The sequence below is a fragment of the Ruegeria sp. CDSC085 genome (genome assembly GCF_059610465.1).
The window spans coordinates 279187-302003 of record NZ_JBXWNR010000004.1 but is presented as its reverse complement, the minus strand read 5'-3'; the positions used below and the strand labels follow the sequence as shown (position 1 = coordinate 302003).

General features: G+C 56.4%; 18 protein-coding genes. 8 read left to right on the top strand and 10 right to left on the bottom strand.

All coding sequences use genetic code 11. From position 1 onward, the window contains the following. Positions 1-205: 205 nt before the first annotated feature. The 3 genes from AC2FJB_RS09430 to AC2FJB_RS09420 form a co-directional block, all read right to left on the bottom strand. Positions 206-2074 (bottom strand): DUF3604 domain-containing protein, encoded by a 1869-nt coding sequence (locus AC2FJB_RS09430; RefSeq protein ID WP_496717837.1) that lies wholly within the window; start codon positions 2072-2074, stop codon positions 206-208. A 114-nt stretch (positions 2075-2188) separates the two neighbouring features. Next, a complete protein-coding gene (locus AC2FJB_RS09425; protein ID WP_496681229.1) occupies positions 2189-2953 on the bottom strand; it encodes a hypothetical protein in 765 nt (254 codons plus the stop codon). Beyond that, the gene (locus AC2FJB_RS09420) at positions 2950-3822 is read right to left on the bottom strand and encodes a hypothetical protein (RefSeq protein WP_496717838.1); all 873 of its coding nucleotides are present in this window, start codon (positions 3820-3822) and stop codon (positions 2950-2952) included. Before AC2FJB_RS09420 ends, AC2FJB_RS09425 begins: the two co-directional genes overlap by 4 nt. 370 nt (positions 3823-4192) lie before the next feature. Here AC2FJB_RS09420 and AC2FJB_RS09415 point away from each other — a divergent pair, with 370 nt between their 5' ends. The 3 genes from AC2FJB_RS09415 (at position 4193) to AC2FJB_RS09405 (ending at position 7439) form a co-directional block, all read left to right on the top strand. Further along, positions 4193-5029 (top strand): amino acid ABC transporter substrate-binding protein, encoded by an 837-nt coding sequence (locus AC2FJB_RS09415; protein WP_299894491.1) that lies wholly within the window; start codon positions 4193-4195, stop codon positions 5027-5029. 189 nt (positions 5030-5218) lie between these two features. Beyond that, positions 5219-6547 (top strand): DUF3300 domain-containing protein, encoded by a 1329-nt coding sequence (locus AC2FJB_RS09410; protein ID WP_496717839.1) that lies wholly within the window; start codon positions 5219-5221, stop codon positions 6545-6547. A 37-nt stretch (positions 6548-6584) separates the two neighbouring features. Next, on the top strand, positions 6585-7439 hold the full coding sequence (locus AC2FJB_RS09405; protein WP_496717840.1) for a DUF2950 family protein: 855 nt from the start codon (positions 6585-6587) through the stop codon (positions 7437-7439). 642 nt (positions 7440-8081) lie between these two features. On the opposite strand, the gene AC2FJB_RS09400 is transcribed toward AC2FJB_RS09405, so the two are convergent. The 7 genes from AC2FJB_RS09400 to AC2FJB_RS09370 form a co-directional block, all read right to left on the bottom strand. Next, entirely contained in the window at positions 8082-9458 is a 1377-nt protein-coding gene (locus tag AC2FJB_RS09400) for an FGGY-family carbohydrate kinase (RefSeq protein WP_496717842.1), read from the bottom strand. Beyond that, on the bottom strand, positions 9455-9769 hold the full coding sequence (rhaM, locus tag AC2FJB_RS09395; protein ID WP_299895644.1) for an L-rhamnose mutarotase: 315 nt from the start codon (positions 9767-9769) through the stop codon (positions 9455-9457). Before rhaM ends, AC2FJB_RS09400 begins: the two co-directional genes overlap by 4 nt. Further along, complete coding sequence (locus tag AC2FJB_RS09390) at positions 9769-10755, bottom strand: ABC transporter permease (RefSeq protein ID WP_496717844.1); 987 nt, start codon at positions 10753-10755, stop codon at positions 9769-9771. Before AC2FJB_RS09390 ends, rhaM begins: the two co-directional genes overlap by 1 nt. Then, complete coding sequence (locus AC2FJB_RS09385; protein ID WP_496718097.1) at positions 10752-11735, bottom strand: ABC transporter permease; 984 nt, start codon at positions 11733-11735, stop codon at positions 10752-10754. The genes AC2FJB_RS09390 and AC2FJB_RS09385 overlap by 4 nt, the downstream gene beginning before the upstream one ends. Positions 11736-11745: 10 nt before the next feature. Then, the gene (locus AC2FJB_RS09380) at positions 11746-13278 is read right to left on the bottom strand and encodes a sugar ABC transporter ATP-binding protein (protein ID WP_496717845.1); all 1533 of its coding nucleotides are present in this window, start codon (positions 13276-13278) and stop codon (positions 11746-11748) included. 69 nt (positions 13279-13347) lie between these two features. Then, positions 13348-14349, bottom strand: coding sequence for a rhamnose ABC transporter substrate-binding protein (gene rhaS, locus AC2FJB_RS09375; protein WP_496717847.1), 1002 nt, complete (start codon positions 14347-14349; stop codon positions 13348-13350). 38 nt (positions 14350-14387) lie between these two features. Beyond that, positions 14388-15188 (bottom strand): DeoR/GlpR family DNA-binding transcription regulator, encoded by an 801-nt coding sequence (locus tag AC2FJB_RS09370; RefSeq protein WP_299895660.1) that lies wholly within the window; start codon positions 15186-15188, stop codon positions 14388-14390. A gap of 187 nt (positions 15189-15375) precedes the next feature. Here AC2FJB_RS09370 and AC2FJB_RS09365 point away from each other — a divergent pair, with 187 nt between their 5' ends. The 5 genes from AC2FJB_RS09365 to AC2FJB_RS09345 all read left to right on the top strand — a co-directional run bounded on the left by AC2FJB_RS09365 (position 15376) and on the right by AC2FJB_RS09345 (position 22809). Further along, positions 15376-17478 carry a bifunctional rhamnulose-1-phosphate aldolase/short-chain dehydrogenase gene (locus tag AC2FJB_RS09365; protein WP_496717848.1) on the top strand — a complete coding sequence of 701 codons (2103 nt, stop codon included), beginning with the start codon at positions 15376-15378 and terminating at the stop codon, positions 17476-17478. A 9-nt stretch (positions 17479-17487) separates the two neighbouring features. Then, entirely contained in the window at positions 17488-18726 is a 1239-nt protein-coding gene (locus AC2FJB_RS09360; RefSeq protein ID WP_496717849.1) for an L-rhamnose isomerase, read from the top strand. A gap of 270 nt (positions 18727-18996) precedes the next feature. Next, a complete protein-coding gene (locus AC2FJB_RS09355) occupies positions 18997-19206 on the top strand; it encodes a hypothetical protein (protein WP_496717850.1) in 210 nt (69 codons plus the stop codon). A 487-nt stretch (positions 19207-19693) separates the two neighbouring features. Continuing rightward, a complete protein-coding gene (locus AC2FJB_RS09350; RefSeq protein WP_496818193.1) occupies positions 19694-20608 on the top strand; it encodes a LysR family transcriptional regulator in 915 nt (304 codons plus the stop codon). Positions 20609-20730: 122 nt separating this feature from the next. Next, the gene (locus AC2FJB_RS09345; RefSeq protein WP_496717854.1) at positions 20731-22809 is read left to right on the top strand and encodes a hydantoinase/oxoprolinase family protein; all 2079 of its coding nucleotides are present in this window, start codon (positions 20731-20733) and stop codon (positions 22807-22809) included. The last annotated feature ends 8 nt before the right edge of the window (positions 22810-22817 follow it).

The window sequence follows — 22817 nt, the reverse complement described above, 5'->3', positions numbered from 1 at the left end:
GACTATGTGTTCGAGGGTCAAAAGCGGCATCATCCCTTGTCGAACATGTCCATGCTGATGCTGCTGCGCCGGATGCGGCAGGATGGAGTCACCGTGCATTACCGGTACCAAGGCAAAGCAGTCATTCGACAGAACTGTTTCGATGGCCGCTTCGAGCCCAAAGCAGACCAAGTAAATTCTGGTTTCAGCCTTATTACAATCGTCCCTAAGGTGTGTGCCAGATTGGCGATGTGTATGCCCTCTCTTGTATCGACCGCGGGGCTTCGTCAGGGATCTCCGATCCGAACACAATTGCATCGTATGTTGTCCAACGTGGCGTTGGTATTGCCAACACTCTGGCATAGTAGAAAGAGCTTTGTTCCGGATCGTAATCCGGGTCCTCCCAATACCCTGCTAGAATTGCCTGACCAATATCGTTTGTCCAAGTAGCACTCTCAACGTCAACCGTATCGCCAACCAGTCCGCCACACTTCGCGTTCACTAGTTCGCGCTCGCCGCAAGATATATCGTAAACACGTTCCGAAGTTGTCCCGTCACTATTTAACCACCCTTTGACGATTTGAATGCGGTCTAGGTTGGCTCCATCGGGGTCACGCAGCGCACGGACGAGGAACCGTGGAGAACGACCGTCATTGTCTGCTTGCAAATCTGCCCCCATCGGAACGCCTCTTTCATATCCATACGCGGCAAAATCTGCACGTGGCAGGTCCGTTTCTTCAAAATCGTATCCGGCAAAAACGCGAACGCGCATGCGCGGACCTGTGGTTGCGTAGACTTCTTTCCGAGCAAGAGCGTCCCAAATGGCCTCGCGTGTGTTTTCTCTTGCCCAAACTGCCGCCATTCCCGACGCCGAAGTTTGCCATGCATATTGGGCAACCTTCTCGTCCCCACCGATGCCGCCCACGACTTCTTCGAATCGGATCGGGTCCGCAGTGGGTTCAACGGCAGCCACTTTTCCGAAGAAATTGTCCTCGCCAACAGTAGAAAGCGACGTGTGCGCATCTGTCGAGCCGATTACGCCGAACTTAAATGGGTTTGTTCCCGTTTTCGCCTCGTATCCCAGTCCTCTGCGCAAGGCGGCGCGCGCATATTCTCGTGGGAGCATTTCAGGTGTCTTGGGCTCAGGCCCAAGCTGCCCTTTGTCCCATGTCTCGAAGTCAGCAAATTCGTCATCTGGCGATAGCATCGGGTGTGTTTCGCCGTCACCTTTCATTTGCGTGATCTCATAGATAGGCTCCCACTTGGCACGCTGATCAAAGTACTCAACATCGAACGGTTCCCCCGACAAACGGGCTTCATCGAACATCAATCCGTTCGACAAGTTACCATTGTGCGGGATGGCTAGTAGCTTTTGGCCGGTTGTCTTTTCGGCTTGTTCCATCCACACCCAAAGGTCTTCGGGATCAAAGCTATCAAAATTTGAGAACGGGATGATTTTGTCGGCGCCCTCTTTCCCGCCATTGAATATTACGTTCCGATGCAGATTGTTTCTCTGTGGATTTGACGTCCATTCAAACCCGATTAACGCGGAAAACAACCCCGGTTGATTGTGTGTTTCAGCCGCAGCTGTGACACTGCTCCAGGCGGTCTCATAAATTTCCTGATAGTCCGCCAAAGGGTCTGTACCAGACGATTTGGCGGCACTCCAAATCGACCATGCACCAGCGGGATCACCAGCCTCAACGGCAGCATTAAGTTGTTGCCCAAATTCAGTCGTGAGAAGCGTGGCGTCTTTCGCTGCCAACAGCGGCGCGAGACCCAAGTTCTCAGCATGATCGGCAACCACCAAAAAGTCCAATGGTCTGCGCAGCCTAGCTTCGACACCGGTGCTGGATATCACCACCTCGCCCTTGGCAAAGCGGTACGCTTCATCAGGGCCTAGCACATTGCCGATCATACCGGCATCTGCAGAGTAGGACGTATGCAAATGAGTGTCGCCAAAAAAGACCTGATTGGGGAAGCTCTGCCGTGGATAAGGTGAATACTGCCTGTCGCCGGGTTGAGTGCTCGGTATGTCCTCGGCATGCGCGCAAAAAGCAAGCAATATGGTAAGAACAGATGCAAAACGGAACATTTTCAACCTCATCTATTGCACGCTGGATACTACGTTACATGCAAATTTCTACGACACGCTCTTTTTCTTCGAAATGTTTTAGTTCTATCTGCCGCACTAAGCCGTTGGCTAGGTTCAGCGGGGCGGAGGTGGAAGCACTTTCTTCGACTGGAGTACCTGAAGGATGTCAATAATCGCCTCAGTACTCGTTTCGATTGAACCTCGGAAGAACAGTCCTACACCACCTTCCCCTAACTCCAGTGTGCCACCGGCGTCGTAAGCTGGCGAGAGAGAGACAAGTTCGGGAGGAAGTTCTGGGCATACCGGGTTTCTTTTTAGTATTGCGTTCGCGGTCTCGAAGAATACCTGCCGAACCTTTTCGACATTGCCCTTTGCATCGGACGTATCGGTGAGTTGATCTGGAGCAAGTCTCAGGTCATTCAGACGGAAATAAAGGCAGTCATCTCTGAATTCTGCCGAAGCGGAAGCACCCATCGTTAAACCACCAGCGAAGAGTTTCTTACCGCGTATAGATTTTCCGCCGTTACGGCTTTCGCATCGGAAGAGCTTTGCTTCGATCCTCCCGCTTAGCGAAAGCACTGTATCGTCGGTACGAACTGTTGCTTCGGTCACACCGATCAGTGCGTTGCAGACGTCTACAATCGGGGCTCCTTTGAGTTCCTCCACAAGTATTTCTTGTGCCCGGCGTAGGTCGACGACACTTTCGATCGAGATCCTTGTCGCGTTCACATCTTTTAGTCGCAACGCCAAATCCGCCGGGAACTCACGATCTCCTAGATTGACGTCCCCGGTTGCTATGAAGCTAACCTCTTCAGCCAGCAGCGCAGTTCCGAGAAACCCGGCAGAAATAAGTATCAGAAGAAAGATCCGCTGCATCATCCTTCCCCCCCAACAATACCGCGAGATTGCATAACCGCCAGAAGCTCCATCATCGTCACCGCACTGGTGTCGATTGAGCCGCTCAACGCAACACCGATACCACCGTCACCAATCTCACGGGTACCGCCAGAATCGAAAACCGGTTTCAGAGACGAAAGCTCCGAGGGCAATTTCGGACAAATCTCATTCTCTTCGGTGAACTCCTTTCCCTTGGTGAGAACGACCTCTTCGACGCGTTCTGTGAGGCCAATGAGATTAAACAACCCTCCGACAAACCCAGTGGGTTGAAGCACGACATCAGCAAGATCAAAGTGGACGCATTGCCCTCGAACATTGGCGCGTGCCGCTGCGGCGACTCCGATAGTCGTCGAGATAAGGCGTGCTCCACGCCCGTTGCCACCCTCGGATTCCTTGTCCCGACAACGATAAAGCTCGACGTCCACTGAGCCTACGAGCTCGATGAGATCACCTTTGGCGCTGGTGTCGTCGAGTTTAACGTCAACATTCAGAGAGCAACTTTGTTCTAAGGTGCCCGACAGGAGCGCGGGCGCTTGGACTTGGAACTCTCGCAGATCCAGGAGACCGCGGAAACCCAGGCGCGTCGACGTCACGCTGCTGATGCCGGCGTTAAGCGTGTAAGGTACGCTTTTTTCTCGTGTGGGGATATTGTCGGAGATGCTAAATTGAACTTCGCCAGCGTAGTCGTTTGGCGACGCACTCTGTGCAGTGGGTCGAGCATTCAATTCGGACTTCAAAAGTTCTGGGTCTGTGGTTGCGCAGGAGGCGAAGAGAAACAAGCACACAAAGGCAAAAGGCGCGGCATTGCGCGTTCCAAGTTCGGCCAAACTCCATTGCAGATCAGTACCCATTATACTTCGCCTAACTTAGCCGTCGAATATAAACCCTAACGTACTGTGTCACGGCGATGGTCAATAGTTTACACCACTAAAAGAAACTGTTGCGGTTTTGTGTTGTCGCAACGACCTGTAGTTGAAACAGGATCTTTGAAGATTTCGCACATATGCCCGGTACGCAAGAACCCGCGCCCGCATCAAGCCCCAAGTAGGTGCCGTTGTATTCCGTTAGCTGTCGCGACTGCGAGGATTTGCTTTCCTTCTGTTACCGGGCCAGCCCTTGTTACCAACAAACCAACTCCTAAGCGACAGAATGTGTTTTACTCTCGACACAGGGTGTTTTTCACCTCCACAAGGGTGTTACGCTACCAAATAAGGAAAAACCATGCGCTTGCTTTCTATACTTATTGTGACGGTATTATTCACAACCGGCGCGGTTGCCCAGACAATCGACAGGATAACAAAGAACAACGAAATCCGATTTGGTTTTCGAACGGATGCTGCTCCGTTGTCTTACATTAACAACCAAGGTCGCCCGTTTGGCCTCTCACCGCTGATTTGCGATCAAGTAGCGAAGGCTATTGCGAAGAAACTGGAATTGAAGGATCTAAATGTTCAGTTCATTCCGGTCGACGCGAAAGATCGTTTCGACAAAGTTGCTTCCGGAGAGGTGGATATGCTCTGCGGGGCAGCGACGATAACACTTTCCCGACGCGAAATTGTAGATTTCTCAATACCAATTTATGTCGATGGCACGTCCATATTGTTACCAATCGAGGCTGCGGGCACCATGGGTGCCCTCGCGGGAAAGAAGATTGGCATGAGAAGCAACACAACAACAGAGGCGTCTGTTCAGAATTCATTTAAATCCGCTGGTATCGACGCAGCTATGGTTCGTTTCGCTTCACATCCAGACGGTATCAAAGCTCTTCGAGACGGCGAAATCGACGCGTATTTTGCAGATCAGTCGATTTTGCTGTTCAACTATATTTCTGCGGGGTTGAAGGGTAAATTCAAACTATCCCAGGAAATATTGACGATAGAAAAGCAAGGATTGGCCATTGCGAGGGGCGACGATGACTTTCGACTCTTTGTCGATAGTGTTCTGTCAGAAATGTATGCTCAGGGCACAATGGAAGAGATTTTTCGTCTCGCTTTGCCGGGGGTGGAGCCGAGCGAAGCACTAAAAGCTCTGTATGTTATCGCCCCCATTAATCCCTGAGTCTTGCCGCGCAAATCAGTATTGTTGGGAGTTAATCTCCCTGCGCCATAGAAGCTGGCTTGTAGGCAAATTGACGGCTCAAGCCAGATTGGCCAATGACCGTGTTTTACTAAATGATCCTGCATTTGGCATGCCAGTTGCCAGAATCACGGTCTTAGGCGATCCTTCGATAAATTGAAGGATCGCAATATGTTTAGATATATAATTTTTGCTCTCAGTTTAAGCGCATCTAACGCCCTGTTTGCACAAGAGGCGTCCGATACTGTTGCAACGGAAGATACGTCTGAGACTTCATCCGGCCTTCTATCTGATGCTGAATTGCAAACTTTGGTAGCCCCGGTGGCTCTTTTCCCCGACACTCTACTCATACAGATACTTGTTGCGGCCACTCAGCCACTGCAGATTGTTAAAGCAGAACGGTATTTGTTAGATAACGCCGACCGCGACCCCGTAGAGCTCGAGCCGGAAATCGAAGCTATGGGCTGGGATCCATCTGTAAGTGTATTAGCCACGGCGTTCCCCGCAGTCGTTGGTCAAATGGCCACCCACATCGATTGGACTGAGACAGTCGGCACCGCCATGCTCGCCCAATCCGATGATATGCTGGATGCAGTACAGGTAATGCGGGATCAGGCAATTGACAGTGGAGCCCTTGTTTCAGGGCCAGAGCAAACTGTCGAGGTGTCTGATGATGACGCAGTTGTAATTACTCCGACACAAACCGAAACAGTGTACGTCCCGCAGTATAATCCCGAGACTGTCTATACGAGCCCGTCGACCGGGGACGTAGTGGGCGCGGCGTTGCTGACATTTGGCACCGTGGCGCTGATCGACGAGATTTTCGACGATGACGACGACTGGTATGGCTACTGGGGGTGCCGGAATTGCGGCGGATGGGGCGGTGGCCCGATATACAGAAACCCAGATATCGACATAGACGTCGACGGCAACGTCAATATTGGCAATGACATTGATCTTGGCGACCGTACAAACATCGGATGGAACCCCGATCCTGACCGAAAAAAGGAAGCCCAGGACAAGATCTCTGATCACAAAAGGCCGGGAGGTGGTCGCGGCGACCTGCCTGTCAACCGCCCCGAGGGTCGCACGGACGAACTCCGCGCAAAACTGAGCCGTGAGTCCGGTGCTGCCGACATCAGCAGGGGAGGCGCGGCAGCAGTTGCAGCCGGTGCAGGGGCGGGGGCTATCGCGAGCGGTGCTCTGGCCAATCGAGGTAGTGGGAGCAAGCCCTTGCCGCAGGTGAATCGCGGTAACGTTGATCTGGACAAGGCTGCTGCCAAGCAGCAGGCCATCGACCGGACGAAACGGCCGGATGCGGCGAAGAAGTCTGTCAAAAAGAAACCGCAAGCAGCCAAGAAACCTCAAGTAAAAAAGGCCACGGCTCAGCACAAGCCAGCAGCGTCCAAAGGTAAGGCTATGAAGAAAAAATCTTCAGGCGGAAAAGCTCACAAGGCGTCCAAACGGGGACATGCTGCTAAAGGCAAGGGGAGGCGGTAATATGCGTAAATCGGTTTATTCTTTTTTAGTGCTCGCTGTGACTACTGGACCTGCGTTTTCCGACGGCGCCCTGTTCGAAACTCCGCAAACCGCACTGGACGCTTTTGTAGAAGCGTTAACGGCCGATGATCAGAACAAGCTGCTCGAGATTTTCGGACCAGAGGCAGAAGATCTAATCGGAACAGGTGATCCGGTGGAAGATCAACGAAGAAGGCAGGAGGTGCTTGGCATGTATGCTGAAGGATACCGCTTTCAGCCCGAGGATGATGGGGTTTTTCTTCTGCTTGGCGAAGATAGTTGGCCCTTTCCGATCCCAATTCTACAAGCTGAAAATGGTTGGAAGTTTGATTTGGAAGCCGGGGTAGAGGAGCTTTCGGCCCGTGAAATCGGATTGAATGAATTGGAAGTAATCGAAACGCTTGAGGCCTATGTAGATCTTCAGGCGGCGTTTCGTCTTGTGGATCACAATGGCGATGGCGTCATGGAATTTGCCCGAACCATCATATCGGATCCCGGCGCACGAAACGGCCTCTTCTGGCCAGAAGAAGACAGTTTTGTCGGCGCAGCCCTTGCCCGCGCCGCCGCCTCGGGCTGGAGCGACGGTGCGGTTGATTTCGAACCCGAACCTTTCCTCGGTTACTACTTTGCAATTTTGCAGGGGCAAGGGCCAAATGCTCCGGGTGGTGCCTATTCCTATTTTGTCGGCGATCGGTTCGTCGCAGGTCACGCCTTGCTTGCGGTGCCTGCGGATTACGGAGTAACGGGTATCCATTCTTTTCTCGTGGGTGAAAACGGCACCGTGTTCGAGGCAGACTTTGGCCCGGATACGCTTGAAAAAACTGCTGAGATATCGATGTATGATCCCGGCCCAAATTGGTCACCAGCCGAGTAAACTTAGATTGGCGGTGACGCACTGTTGCCGGGCTTTGGTTTGACCGCTTTTTTGCGGTGTGCAGGCGTAGATTGAATGCAATTTTCAACTTAAGTGGCACTGGTTCGGGAAGGATCGAAGTTGGGACATCTATTTAATCGATGAATTAACAGCCCATGGTTCAATGTGACCCAATTTGCCCGCAATGGTTTGACTGAATGGCCGCTTTGTCCGCATTGCGGAGCTACGGGTAGTTTTCTTGAATGTCCACTTTCGGCAGAAGCAGACGTTCGAGCCGACGAAATCGGGGCGATGCTGAGCGATGTCTGCTTTCACCAGGACCGGACGTTCAGCAAAATCGGGTCTATGCCCGAGTTGCGGACGAAGCGGACTTGTGCGCATGCCGCTATTGCTGACGCAGAAACTGCTCGCTGGCGCGGCATAGTTCTTGCTGTGAAGCAGCATGTGTCGTCAGAGCGGTCATTGATAACCAGTCTGCAGGGCGAAATTCACTCCACCATTTCGCCGCAGCCGGGGCGGATAAACGAGGAGCAGACTTTGCAGCCACTGCTCGTGCAGCAATTGTTCGCAAGCGCAGCAAGACTGTTGTGCTGATGAGGCGCGTTTCAATATTGCGGACCTTCATCATCAAAGGCGGTGTTTTCACGCTTTCACGATATGAAGCCATTGGGCGGCGTAACCGAGGAGTTCCGCAGAATTCTTGTCGCTGATCGACATCGGGTTGACTTCGGCCAGTGGTGGGGTGGTTGCTCCATCTACAAGGAGAGCGGCACCGGCACTTGTCCCCGTGGAACCGAGTGATCGACGCACATCCGAACCCGTCACAATTCTAAGTATGTCAAGATAAGTTTGATTTCCCGCGAAAGGGCCTTCGACGATGATACTTCCTTCGTGCCCAATGCTGGACAGGCATTCAGCGGTCACAAGCGCCAGATAAAGTGCCACTGCCGCACCGCGCTTGCCAGTTCCAATTTCAGGCTCGGCGCCAATCCATCGAGCGTTTTGACCCTTGAAGGGCCCGGTTTCCGGCACAACGGCAGGCATCAGCATAATCTGGTTAGAAACGATATATTCCAGATCCTGTGGAGTTGGGCTGGGGGAGTCTCCTCCGGTTGCAACATCATGCTCCCGTCCCCCCATGAAACGCGCTGAAGGCGCTGGACGTCCGAGGGCCGTCACATTGATCAGGGTGTCGAGATCTGGATCGAGCGTGGCATTTTTCCCGCCAATGGACATCGCTACCACCCAGGTTCCAGTCGACACAACGCTGTAAGGAGGCGTTTCAGCCAGGATATATGGCAGAAGCGACGCGTTGGAATCGTGGATGCCGCAATAGACCGGGGTTGCGGGCGGCAAGCCCGTTACATCGACAATATGCGGCAGGATTGGCCCGAGGAGATCGGAAGGCTTACGCACAGGGGCCATCTTTTCGGTGATACCGAGCGCCGCGACCAACGACGAGAATGCACCCTCGGCCGGGTTCCAAAGATCGGTGTGGCATCCAAGCGAGGTTGCATCTGTAGCCTTTACACCGGTCAGCCGAGCGCCCCAGAATTGCGGGTAGGTGACGATCTGGTGTGTCCGGTCCTTCAACTCCGGGTCCATTTGAAACTGCCAGTACAATTGCGCGCCAATGTTCAGACCGCCCGCCAGTTTAGGAGACCCGGTATCCGCAAAGGGCGGGCGAATGGCGTCGTAGTCGCCCGCCAGATCATCCGGACCGGAAAACTCGTAATCCAGGATCGGAGCAGCCAAGTTTCCGTTGCTATCGAGAAGGGCAGCACAAGCGCCGTGGGTTGTAACGGAAATAGCGTCGATGCCATGCGCGGCGTGAAAGTCGCGCAGCCCCTCCAGCAGAAACGCCCAATGCCCCTCCACATCGAAATGCGGCCAGGGCGGGCCAGGCAGGACGGTATTGGGGCGCGTAATGACAGCGACTTCAGCCAGCGTTTCGCGGTCGACCAGCACAAGTTTTGCGTTGGTTTTGCCGATGTCTATAACCGCGACGTGGCCTGTCATGGCATATGGAAGACAGTTTCAAGCGGCGTGACGACCGGCTCGTTGTCTGGATGCGTCTCCATGATGTCCGCCATATGCGCCCACCACTTTTTCATCACGGGATCGCGCGGCAAATCGTCCATGGTGTGCCCGACCTTGCGCCACAGCACGCCGAAAAGGATGTTCGTGTCAGGGTCGAGATGGATCGAATAGTCGCTGACGCCCGCGTCCTTCAACAGGTCGTACAGTTCCGGCCATATCTCGTCGTGGCGCCTGATGTATTCCGCGCGACAGCCAGGATTAAGCTTCATCTTGAAGGCCAACTTCTCCATCACCGCGTCCGCCACATGGACCAGAGACGCGGCAGGGCGATGACGCCGATCAAGAGCGCCCCGATGACGATGGACATCACGATGCCCGGCACGTTCAAAAGTCCCAGCCCGAAGGTCACGAGACCCATCACGAAGGCCGCGATGACAACGCCGATGATGGTGCCTGAGCCACCGAGAATGCTGACGCCACCAAGAACCACCATCGTGACGATCTCCAGCTCCCATCCTGTGGCAATCGACGGACGCGTCGAGCCAAGCCGAGACGTCAGACAGATCGCGGCGACTCCCGACATCAGGCCAGTCAAAAGAAACAGGATGAACTTCACGCGCTGAACACGGATGCCCGAAAACACCGCACCGGTTGCATTGTTCCCAATTGCGTAGACCACTCGACCGAAATTCGTCTTGTGTAAGAGGATCGCATAGATCAACGCTATGATCGCAAAGAGCACGAACTCGAATGAGATCACCCACCAGACATAGCCTTGGCCGAACCAGGAAAACTCAGCTGGATAACCTTTGTAGGCTTGGTCCCCAAGGACTATAAAGCTGATGCCGCGAAAGAGGCTCATGGTGCCGATGGTGACAACGATCGAAGGCAGGCCGAGGCGTGTCACAAGCACGCCGTTGAAGGCCCCGCAAATGAGGCCCACGCCAAGCCCAATCAGCACAAGCCCAGGCGTGCCAACCCCCAATTGAACGGCGGCCCCCATGGCGGTAGAGGCCAGCGCAATGATCGAGGCAACCGACAAGTCAATCTCGCCCGAGATAATCAACAGGGCCATCGCAAAGGCGATCATCGCTTTTTCGGTGAAGTTGAAGGTGGCGTCGCTTAGGTTCCAGGCGTTGAGGAAATAGGGCGAGGCGAAACTGTTGGCGACAAAGATGCCGATAGCAACCAGTAAGAGTAGCGTCTCCCAGCTTTTCAACCTCTGTTCCAGCGGCGACTGCAGGCGGTCGGGAACGAAACGGTCTGTAGTACTCATGTCGTGTGCTCCGCGCGTTTAAGGATGATACGGCCCTTTTCGCGGTTGGCCTGGGCGTTTAAGGCCACGGCGATGATGATCGCGCCGCCCGAGATAGCGAGCTGCCAGAAGGGCGAGATGTCGACGACCGGCAGGGCGTTCTTGATGATGCCAAGGAACAGCGCGCCAAGCAGTGCACCCGCGACGGTGCCGATGCCACCCATGATCGAGACGCCACCAATCACGCAGGCCGCCACTACGTCAAGCTCAAAGCCTCCGGCGATATCAACGTAGGATACGGCGAACCGCGAAACCCACAGGTAACCCGTCAACCCGGCCAGAGCGCCCGAGATCGTGAAGGCCCAGAATTGGGTCTTGCCTACGTTGATCCCTGCATAGGTCGCCGCGTGCGGGTTCCCGCCCGCTGCATAAAATGCGCGACCCAGAGAGGTGCGAGTCATAACGATTGTGAAGGCAATGACGGCGACAATCGCGATCCAGCCCAAAACCGGCAGGCCAAGGATTTCCGTGCGCGGGAAAGCTTTGAATGCCGGGCTCATTTCGTGGCTGTTGACCCACTTTCCGTCCGAGATCACGAAGATTATGCCCCGGAAAATGGTCATGGTGCCTAGCGTCACGACGATGGGCGGGATGGCGAGCTTCCACACGAGAATACCGTTGAACATGCCCATCAGGGTGCCAAGTCCCACGGCGATCACAAGGATCACGACAATCGACAAGCCGGGTGCGGCGACATTCACCATCGAGACGACCATGCCCGTCAGCGCCAGATTGGCGGCGACACTGAGGTCGATGCATTTGGTCAGGATGACGATCATCTGGCCGATGGCCAAGAGTATCAGCGGCGAAGTATCGTTGAATACGTTGGCAAGGTTGCCGGGTGCCACGAAGGCAGGGAAGCGGGACGAAATCAGCACCAACAAAAGGATGATCGCGCCGACAAGAAGGGCTTCACGTGATGTCAAAAGGCGTTTCAGCATGGGCGTTCCCTCAAATACCGGCGGCGTGGCGGACAAGCGTTTCGGGTTGCAGATCGCCATTTGCCAGCTCCGCGACCATCCGGCCTTCGCGCATGACGATGACGCGGTCGGACATGCCCAGAACCTCGGGGATTTCCGAGCTGACCATGATCACCGCCAAGCCCTGAGCCGCGAGTTCGGCCATGAATTCATGCACGGCGGCTTTTGATCCGATGTCGACGCCCTTCGTGGGTTCATCCAGGATGATGACCTTGGGCTGGGTCGCAAGCCACTTGGCGATCACGACCTTCTGTTGGTTACCGCCCGAAAGATTGCCCACATGGGTGTCCAGCGACGCCGCGCGCAGGTCCAGCCGTTCAGTGTATTCGCGAGCCAACTTGAATTCCTCGGCCAGCTTCAGAAAGCCTTTGTTGGAGATGCGTCCCAGCGACGGGAGTGTGACATTCTGGAAGATGGGCAGATCAAGGATGGCGCCTTGCTTGCCGCGATCCTCGGGCACATAGACGATGCCGCTGTCGACTGCATCGGCAGGGGATTTAATCTGCACGCGATTTCCGTCGATCTCGACAGTTCCGGCCGAGGGGCGCGTGATCCCGAAGAGAGCCTGCATGAACTCTGACCGACCCGCGCCGACAAGGCCGTAGAAACCGAGAATTTCGCCCCTCCGCAGGGTGAAGTCGATGTCTTCGTACTCTGTCGGGTGGGAATATCCAGCAACCTTGAGGACGGAGTCACCCGGGTTGGACTCCCGCTCAGGAAAGATCTGACTGACATCCCGGCCCACCATCATCTTGACAAGTTCAGGTTCACTGACATCCGCGATGGCACCGTCTCCGATCAACTGGCCATCGCGAAAAACTGTGTAGTTGTCTGCAATTCGAAAAATCTCATCGAACTTGTGGCTGATGAAGAGGATCGCCTTGCCCTGGGCCTTCAGGGCCTCGACCAGCTCATATAGTTCTTCAATTTCTTTGTGTGAAAGGGCTGCGGTCGGCTCGTCCATGATGACCACGCGCGCATCGATAGACAGAGCTCGGGCGACTGCCACAAGGTGCTTGTTGGCGATGCCAAGGTCCTTGAGCTTGTGTTCGGGATCGATGTTCGCACCGATACCGCTCAGGATTTCGCGTGCCTTCTCGGCCATCTTTTTCCGGTCGATCAACCCGAAGGCCCCGCGCGGGGCGTGGCCCAGGAAGATGTTTTCGGCTACGGACAGTTCGTCAAACAGCACCGTTTCTTGGTGAATGGCCGTGACTCCATTGTCGGACGCGGCCTGCGGTACGGGAAAGGCGGTTGGCTTTCCGTCTACAAGGATCGAGCCGCCATCGGGCTGATAGATGCCGGTCAGAACTTTGACGACCGTGGACTTGCCCGCTCCGTTCTCTCCAACCAAGGCCGTGACTTTGCCGGAAACGAGGCGAAGCGAAACCTCTGAAAGAGCTTTGACGCCCGGAAAGGTCTTTGTGATCCCGTTCAGGGCCAGTACAGCGACTTCCTCGACCGTGTTGCCGGACGTCATCGCTATTTCGGCTTGTTTCAGCATCGAAGGCCTCGGCTATCGGGAATGGAAATGTCCTGCGCGGCAATTATGGCCGCGCAGGAAATGGTGTGCTTAGAAGATCGACTTGAACTGATCGATGTTCGAAGCGTCATAGATGAACGGGTCCGCCATTGCGGCGGAATTCGTCTCGTCCAACGTGATCGTACCAACGCGGCCAATCGAGATCTCGGCACCCGGTTCGGCAGTCGCGCTGCCCGAAGCCAAGGCGTGCGCAATCATCGTGGCCGAGTACCCCAGATCAATCGGGTTCCAGATCGCGAAGGACTTCGACGCGCCGTTCTCGATGGCACCGGCCATCTCCGACGGCAGACCAAGACCGGTCACGTTGACCTCACCCACTTTGCCAGCATCAACCACGGCCTGAGCCGCCGCAACGATGCCAACCGAGGTCGGCGCGATGATGGCATCCAAATCGGGATAGGATTGCATCAGGCCCGTGGCTTCACGATAGGATTTGTCGGCCAAGTCGTCGCCATAGACCGTCGCCACAACGTTGATGCCGGGATAGTTGCCCATCACGTTGTTCATTTCTTCGATCCAGACGTTCTGGTTGGTCGAGGTCGTGGTGGCTGAAAGAACGGCAACGTCACCGCCATCTGGCAGATGATCTGCGGCTAGTTTGATGATCATGTTACCGATCAGCGCGTTAGAAGACGGGTTCAGGTGCACCGCGCGGCCTTCTTCCGCCACGCCCGAGTCCCAGCTAATTACCGTGATGCCACGCTGCATCGCTTTCTTCAGCGTCGGCACCAGCGCGTCGGTATCGTTGGCCGACACGGCAATGGCATCCACGCCCTGCGCAATCAACGAATTGATCACCTCGATCTGGCCTTCGGCGGTGGTGTCAGTGGGGCCGGTGTAGATGATCTCGACACCACCCAGTTCTTTGGCGGCCTCTTCGGCGCCTTCTGCAGCGGCCTCAAAGAAACCGATGCCAAGGGCCTTCACGACAAGCGCGATGCGCATGTTGTCCTGTGCCATGGCGGTTGAGCCAAACAGGCTGGCAGCCAACGTGAGGCTCGTTGTGAGAGTGGTAAAAGTGCGACGTTTCATTGGAATCCTCCCTAAAGTACGTTCGCGGTGAAAGCCCCCTACGAGGCCACGTTTCTCTGAGCGCCCCCAGATTGGGTAACGATCAGCGTCACTTCTGCGGCCTCCAGCATGGCGGCCGCTTTGTCAGAAATCTGGTCATCGGTGATGACAGTTGTGATCCGGTTCAAAGGGCAAAGAACAAGGCTTGAGCGTTGCTCGAATTTCGAGCTATCGGCCAGAACGACAAGCTCGTCGGCCTGACCGATCAGTTTTTGTTCGGCCTGGATCAACAGCGGGTCTGCCTCCATCAAGCCTAGTGGCCCAAGCCCCTGGGCACCCATGAACATGCGCGTCGCACAGAAGTTGCGTGTGACGTCATTGTCGAAGGGCGAAAGGATGATGTTCTGTTCGCGGTAGATCGTGCCGCCCGAGAGCATAATCGTGTTCTTCGAATGCTTCAGCAGATGTTCGGCAATCGGGAACGAGTTGGTGAAGACCTGCATCCGCCGACTGGCCAATGGGTGAACCATTTGAAACGTCGTCGTGCCACCGTTGATAATGATCGCGTCACCATCCTCGCAAAGATCGACAGCCGCCGCCGCGATGGCCTGCTTTTCCGCGATCCTCATGGTTTCGTTGACGGAGAAGGGGCGCCCAGCCAGGCCCACGAACTGCGGCGGGCTCAATGCCTCGGCCCCGCCCCGCACGCGCCGCAACTGGCCTTCCTGGTCCAGCGTTGCGATGTCGCGACGGATGGTGGCTTCGGAGGCACCGGTGAGATTGCATAGTTCGACAACTGTTGCCACGGGACGTTCTTCGACCGCGGATAGGATAATCGTATGGCGTTCTTTTTCGTGCATTCCAGCCTCCCTTAGTGCCTTACGGTGTCGAGATTTGCATAATCTGTCAATCAAAAACAATCATTATCCGTCATTCTGCGGCGCAGCATGATCGGAAATGACCGAACTTGATTGACAAATTGGGCCACACGGCTCAACCTTACAGCAAGTCAGGATTATGGACGCATCGCGCCAACCGGGAGGAAACATGTTGAAATCATTGGAAAGCCAGCTTTTGGAAAGCCGTTGGAGTGATGCGGACGCAGAAGGGAAAAGCGAATCGGAGCTTCTGCTCTATCGCTCGAACACTCTTGGTTCCGACAAGCGGGTCACCAACTATGGCGGCGGAAATACGTCTGCCAAGGTGGTGGAGACCGACCCTCTCACCGGCGACGAGGTCGAGGTGCTGTGGGTCAAGGGCTCGGGCGGCGACATCGGATCTATGAAGATGGACGGGTTTGCGACGCTTTACATGGATAAGTTGCGTGCTCTGAAGCCGCTTTATCGTGGTGTTGAATTTGAAGACGAAATGGTCGGCTATCTGCCCCATTGCACCTTCAAACTGAACCCGCGCGCCGCTTCGATTGACACGCCTTTGCATGCCTATGTCCCGCGTAAGCACGTCGATCATGTCCATGCTGACGCCATCATCGCCATTGCCGCGTCGAAGAATTCGAAAGAACTGACTCAAGAGATTTTCGGAGACCGCATCGGCTGGCTGCCTTGGAAGAAGCCGGGCTACGAGTTGGGATTGTGGCTGGAAAAGTTCTGTCTTGAAAACCCGGATGCCGACGGCGTCGTGCTGGAAAGCCATGGGTTGTTCACCTGGGCCGACACGGCCAAGGACTGCTACGACCAGACGATTGATGTGATCAACGTCGCAACCAAATGGCTGGGCGAGCGCAGCAAGGATGTGGCACCCTTCGGTGGCGCGATCCATAACAGTCTGCCACCCAACGAACGGGCCGCCATTGCCGCGCGGCTGATGCCCGCGATCCGCGGCTTCGTGTCGGGTAATCAGCACATGGTTGGTCACTTTAACGACAGCGACGCAGTGCTGGAATTCGTCAATGCCAAGGACATGGAACCGCTGGCAGCCCTCGGCACATCCTGCCCAGACCATTTCTTGCGCACGAAAATCCGCCCGCTGGTTGTGCCCTTCGACCCCGAAGCGGGAAATATCGACGATGTTCTGGAAGGGATGCCGGCTCAGATCGAGGCCTACCGCAACGACTATGCCGCCTACTACGACCGCTGCAAACATGACGACAGCCCGGTGCTTCGCGACCCGAACGCGGTTGTCTATCTCGTGCCTGGCGTTGGCATGATCACCTTTGCCAAGGACAAGGCAACGGCCCGCATCTCAGGCGAATTCTACGTCAACGCGATCAACGTGATGCGCGGCGCTTCGGCAGTCAGTGAATATCATGGCCTGCCGGAACAGGAAGCCTTCGACATCGAATACTGGCTCCTTGAAGAAGCCAAGCTACAGCGCATGCCGAAACCCAAGTCGCTTGCCGGGCGGGTGGCCCTAGTCACCGGTGGCGCTGGCGGCATTGGTGCGGCGACTGCGGAACGGTATCTGCAAGAAGGTGCTTGCGTTGTCCTCGCAGACATCAACGAAGAGGGTTTGGCTTCAACTCAAAACAACCTCGCCAACCGGTACAGCAAAGATGTCGTCCACTGCGTCACCATGAACGTCACCAGCGAAGACGCCGTCGCGGCAGCCTTTGTCGAGGCATCGGTTGAATTTGGCGGGATCGATATTCTGGTCTCGAACGCCGGTATCGCTTCCTCTGCACCCATCGAAGAAACCTCCCTGGTTCTTTGGAACAAGAACATGGACATCCTGTCCACGGGCTATTTCCTGGTGAGCCGCGAAGCCTTCAAGATCATGCGGGTGCAGGATATGGGCGGCTCTGTGGTCTTCGTGGCCTCCAAGAACGGCCTCGCTGCGTCACCCAACGCTGCCGCCTATTGCACCGCCAAGGCCTCGGAAATTCACCTTGCCCGCTGCCTCGCTCTGGAAGGGGCGGAGGCCGGTATTCGCGTCAATGTCGTGAATCCGGACGCGGTGCTGCGCGGATCGAAAATCTGGGAAGGCGATTGGTTGGAGCAGCGCGCAGACACCTATGGCACTGACAAGGATGGGCTGGAAGAGATGTATCGCCAGCGCTCCATGCTGAAGCGCTCGGTCCTGCCCGAAGACATCGCGGAGGCCTGCTATTTCTTCGCCGCCGACACTTCAGCCAAGTCCACGGGAAACATCATCAATGTGGACGCCGGCAACGTCCAGGCCTTCACGCGCTAGGAGGCGAAAATGAGCTACGAGACCGCACAAGCCGCCTTTGCCGATTGGGGCGTCGATACCGAAGCAGCACTGGAACGCCTGAAAACCATCCCGATCTCGATGCATTGCTGGCAAGGCGATGATGTGGTCGCGTTTGAACAGAAATCCGGCTCATCAGGAGGCGGCATTCAGGCAACCGGCAACCACCCGGGCCGCGCCCGCACGCCAGATGAACTGCGCTCCGATCTGGAGTTTGCCTATTCGATGATCCCTGGCAAACATCGTTTGAACCTCCATGCGATGTATCTGGACACGGATGAAACCCCCGACCGCGACGAGATCGAATTCAGACACTTCGCGCCGTGGGTCGATTGGGCCAAGGATCAGGGCATTGGGCTGGACTTTAACCCGACTTTCTTTGCCCATGCCAAGGCAGACGATAATCTGACACTCAGCCATCCGGACAAGGGTATTCGCGATTTCTGGATTGAGCATGGCCGCCGTTCGCGCGACATCGCCGCACAAATGGGCGCAACTCTGAGCTCGCCTTGTGTGAACAACATTTGGGTGCCGGACGGTTACAAAGACATGCCGGTCGACCGCATGTCGGCCCGCGCTCGATTGGAAGCTTCGCTTGATGCCATGCTGGCACCGCATCAGGACAAAGCACAGATGCTGGATGCCGTCGAAAGCAAGCTTTTTGGGATCGGTGTCGAAGCCTGCACCGTGGGCAGCCACGAATTCTATATGGGCTATGCGATCCGCAATGGCACGCTTCTGTGCCTCGACATGGGGCATTTCCACCCGACCGAGAACATCGCCGACAAGCTGAGCGCGGTTGCCTTATCGCTGGACGAAATCCTCTTGCATGTTTCACGCCCCATGAGGTGGGACAGCGATCACGTTATCCTTCTGAATGACGATATCCTGCAAATGGCACAGGAACTGGTTAGTGCCGATCTGCTTGGCAGAACACACATCGGGTTGGACTTCTTTGACGCGACGATCAGTCGGACAGCAGCATGGGTCATTGGCACACGCAATATGCAAAAAGCTTTGCTCCGTGCTTTGTTGCTTCCATTGGAAGAATTGAAGACTGCCGAGAACGACCTCGACTTTTCGAAACGTTTTGCGGTCACCGAAGAGTACAAGGACATGCCGTTCGGCGAGATTTGGAATGAGTTCTCGGCTCGTGAGAATGTTCCAAACGGCCAGGCGTTGATCAAAGAACTCGACAGATACCAAACCAAAGTAGCACGCCGCGGTTGAGGTCCTTTGCAAGGATCACCGGCTCGATGTTACGGGACCTACCTGATCGAGAAGCATTTGGATTCGGAACGCAATGTGAAGCGACGCACGACGAACGGCTGGTTATCTTCCTGCGAAGCAGAAAAGCTTCCAAACACCTGTGGCAAAACTTTTGCTGCGTGCACTCGCAATAAAAAATGTCAGAGTGCCTTACGTCAGTACCAGTGGGACTGTTGAGGCTGATTTGATAAGGGAGGGTTCTTGGCGCATCGTAACCGCCACGGAGTGGAGATGAGACATAAACCCGGAACCAAGCAAAGCCAGGGTGAGAAGTCTGTTAAGGACATCCGCCATGCGACGTTCGAATGGCCGGAATTCTCGCCGCCTCGCTGGGACAACGACGATGCGAGTGCGGCAGAATTTGCTCTGCGTGCGCGCGCAGCACAAATTTCCGATGACCGGTTTGGGGCTCAATGCGGTCGTTCGCTGCAACTTGCTTGAACGTCTACTTTGCGGACGAAGCGGACAAATATACCATCCGGTTTTCCACTGCCCGATTCAAGCAAGTAGGCAACCTCTCAACCCTTTGAGCCAACAGGTCGCTTGCTCTTTGCATCGCGTCTTCGAGCTTTTGAATGTCGGCTTGACTCGACTGGGGCCGGTCGATTTTTATCGTTAGCTTTTCCAGCTTCGCGGTTAGTGGGAACAGTGGTTGGTAGTCGTCGTCGTTAACGCCAGTCAATGTATCAGAACCTATGTCAAACGCCTCGTCCCACTGAAGGGTGGTGAGAACCAGTTCTGCGCCTAGTTCCACGAAACGTTCAAAGATCCCGCCTTCGCCAACACATGGACACATCAAACAGTGCTGACTGGCATGGCGATCAAGGAGCCCTCGCAGCCCCCATATCGCGCGAGCGGGCCGAACCGTTCCCCTTCCGGCGTCAATCTGCCAAAATGAGGATAGATTTTTCTTATCCTTGAGAGCCGCATGATAAAAAGTCGGATCACCATCAAGCAATTGGAAGCTTTCGTCCTGGTGGTCGACACCGGAACGTTTCGCAAGGCAGCGGCGGCACTAGGAACAACACAGCCGAATGTCTCGGCGCGGATTTCGGCGCTGGAGAAGTCTCTCGGGGTCGTTCTGATGCACCGGGATGCGGGATCTGTCCGGCTGACGAAAACCGGGGAGACGCTGGTCGAGGCGGCCCGACAGGTGATTTTGGCAGGCGAGGCGTTTCTCGAACAGGCCAACCGGCGGGATCTGATCAGGGAGCGGATGCGCCTGGGCGTAACCGAGCTGATCGCCTGCACATGGTTGCACGACTTTCTGCGCGCGTTCAGGGCGTCTTATGCATCGGTCAGCGTTGAACTAGAAGTTGATCTTTCGCGCGAGATCGACCGTGGCCTTGTCAGCGGGCAACTGGATTTGGCGCTGCAGACAGCACCATTTTCCAGCGAATTGCGCGGGACGATCCCGCTTGGCAGTTACAGCTACGTTTGGGTTGCCACGCCGGAAATGGCACAAGGTATTGGCGGCAATATCGGGCTCGCCGACCTGTTTGCCCATCCTGTCCTGACCCATGCGCGGCACACCGTGGCCGTGCGTGAGCTGGCCGAAATTGCCGATCACAACGGCCTGTCGCGCGATCAGGTTGTGCACTCGAGCAGCCTTGCGTCCTGCCTGCCCATGGCGGTGGACGGGATGGGCATCGCGCTGTTGCCCAGGGCGATCGTGCAGGAGGCTGTTGCCGAGGGCCGGCTGGTCGAACTCAACTGCGACTGGACGCCCAGCCCCTTGCAGGTCTTTGCGCGCTATGACGACCGGCGCGTGCCGCGGTTCGTGCGCTATGCCGCCGAACTCGCCCGGCTGACGGCCGAAGCGGCCAAGGATAACACAACATAACCACAACAAGAAAAAATTCCAATTTTTCGTTTTCCTCAGCAGGCCCTAAGACTGGGCACCGAGGGCCGAGCGGGGTCGATCCCCGCCGCCGCTTGCTCTGGTTGGTCGAAAGGAAACACGGGATGAACAGGCGTGCGATCCGGCTTGGCGCGGATATTGGGGGAACTTTCACGGATGTCGTGCTTGAAAAAGGGGATAACATCTTTTCCACCAAGGTGCTGACCACCTATACCGCGCCCGAAAACGCGATCATCGACGGGATGCACCAGGTCTGCGCCAGGGCCGGCATCACGCCCGGTGAGATCGGGCAGATCATCCACGGCACGACGCTGGCCACCAACGCGCTGATCGAGCGGCGCGGAGCCAGAACGGCGCTGATCACCACGCAAGGCTTCCGCGACGTGATTGAAATGCGCACCGAAAGCCGGTTCGAGCAATACGATCTGAACCTGACTCTGCCAGAGCCGCTCTTGCCGCGGCAGTCCCGGTTTACCGTGAATGAACGGGTGAACGCGCGTGGCGAGGTCATGGTGCCTCTGGACCGCGCCGAGGTCGAGGCGCTGGCCGCGCGGATCGAAAAGGCGGGTTTCGAAAGCGTCGCGGTGGGCCTCATCCATTCCTACCTGAACCCGGCGCATGAGCAGATGGTGCGCGAGGTTCTTACCGAGCGCCTGCCGCATGTCTCGGTGTCGATCTCGTCCGAGGTCAGCCCGCAGATGCGTGAATACGAACGGTTCAACACGGTGGTGGCGAACGCCTATATCAAGCCGCTGATGGCCTCCTACCTCGGCCGGTTGGAAGAGGGGTTGCGCGGCGAAGGCGTAAACTGCCTCGTCTTCCTGATGCATTCAGGCGGCGGCATCATCTCGCTTCAGAACGCCGCCGATTTCCCGGTGCGGCTGGTGGAAAGCGGTCCGGCGGGGGGGGCGGTCTTTGCCGCCCATATCGCCGCGCGTTACGGCATCGACAAGGTGCTGAGCTTTGACATGGGCGGCACGACCGCCAAGATCTGCCTGATCAAGAACCAGACGCCCAAGACCAGCCGTGTGTTCGAGGTCGCGCGGACCTACCGGTTCAAGAAGGGGTCCGGCATGCCGATCTCGATCCCGGTGATCGACATGGTGGAGATTGGTGCGGGCGGAGGTTCGTTGGCCCATGTGGACGACATGCGCCAGATCCGAGTCGGGCCCGAGAGCGCGGGCTCCGAACCCGGCCCGGCCTGTTATGGGCGCGGTGGCACGCGGCCTGCGGTCACGGACGCAGACCTTGTTCTGGGCAAGCTGGACCCGGACAATTTCGCTGGTGGGGCGATCAAACTGCACCCCGACCAATCGCAAACGGCGCTGACCGCCCATGTCGGCAACACGCTGTCGATGGACACCATCGAGGCCGCCTTTGGCGTGGCCGAGGTCGTGGACGAGAACATGGCCAACGCGGCCCGTGTTCACGCGGTCGAGAATGGCGAGGATCTGTCGGAATACACCATGATAGCCTTTGGCGGTGCGGCGCCGCTCCATGCCGGGCGTTTGTGCGAAAAGCTCGGTGTCGACCGCCTGATCGTGCCGCCCGGTGCCGGGGTCGGTTCGGCCATCGGGTTCCTGCGCGCGCCCTACAGCTACGAGGCCAACCGCTCGGTCTACATGAAACTCAGCGGTTTTGACCCTGCGCGGATCAAAGCGCTGCTGACAGAGCTGAAATCCGAGGTCACGGGCTTCGTGCGGACTTGCGACGAGACCTCGGAGATCCTTTCGGAATTCAAGGTCTACATGCGGTATGCCGGACAGGGCTGGGAAATTCCCATCGCGCTGACGGAAGACCAGGCCATTAATCCCGATGCTGCGACCTTCCTGGCACGCTTCGAAGAGGACTATGCCAAGCTCTTCGGTCGCAAGGTCGCGGGTCTGGATGTCGAGATCACCGTCTGGTCGGTCAACGCGACCACACCGCCCGAAGCCGTCGCGCCTGTGGCCGCATCGGCCGGCGAAAGCACCGCCGTCGCGCAAGGCCAGCGCCGGGTGTTCGATGCCGCGTCCGGGGCCTTCGTCGAGGCCCAGGTCATCGACCGGGTGACCATGCAGACCGGCCAGCGCGCCAACGGCCCCGCCGCCGTGACCGAGGCCGAAACCACCATCATCGTTCCCGCAAGCCGCGACGCGATCTGCCAGCCCGACGGCTGCATCGACGTCGTGACCAAGGGGTAAGGAGCGCC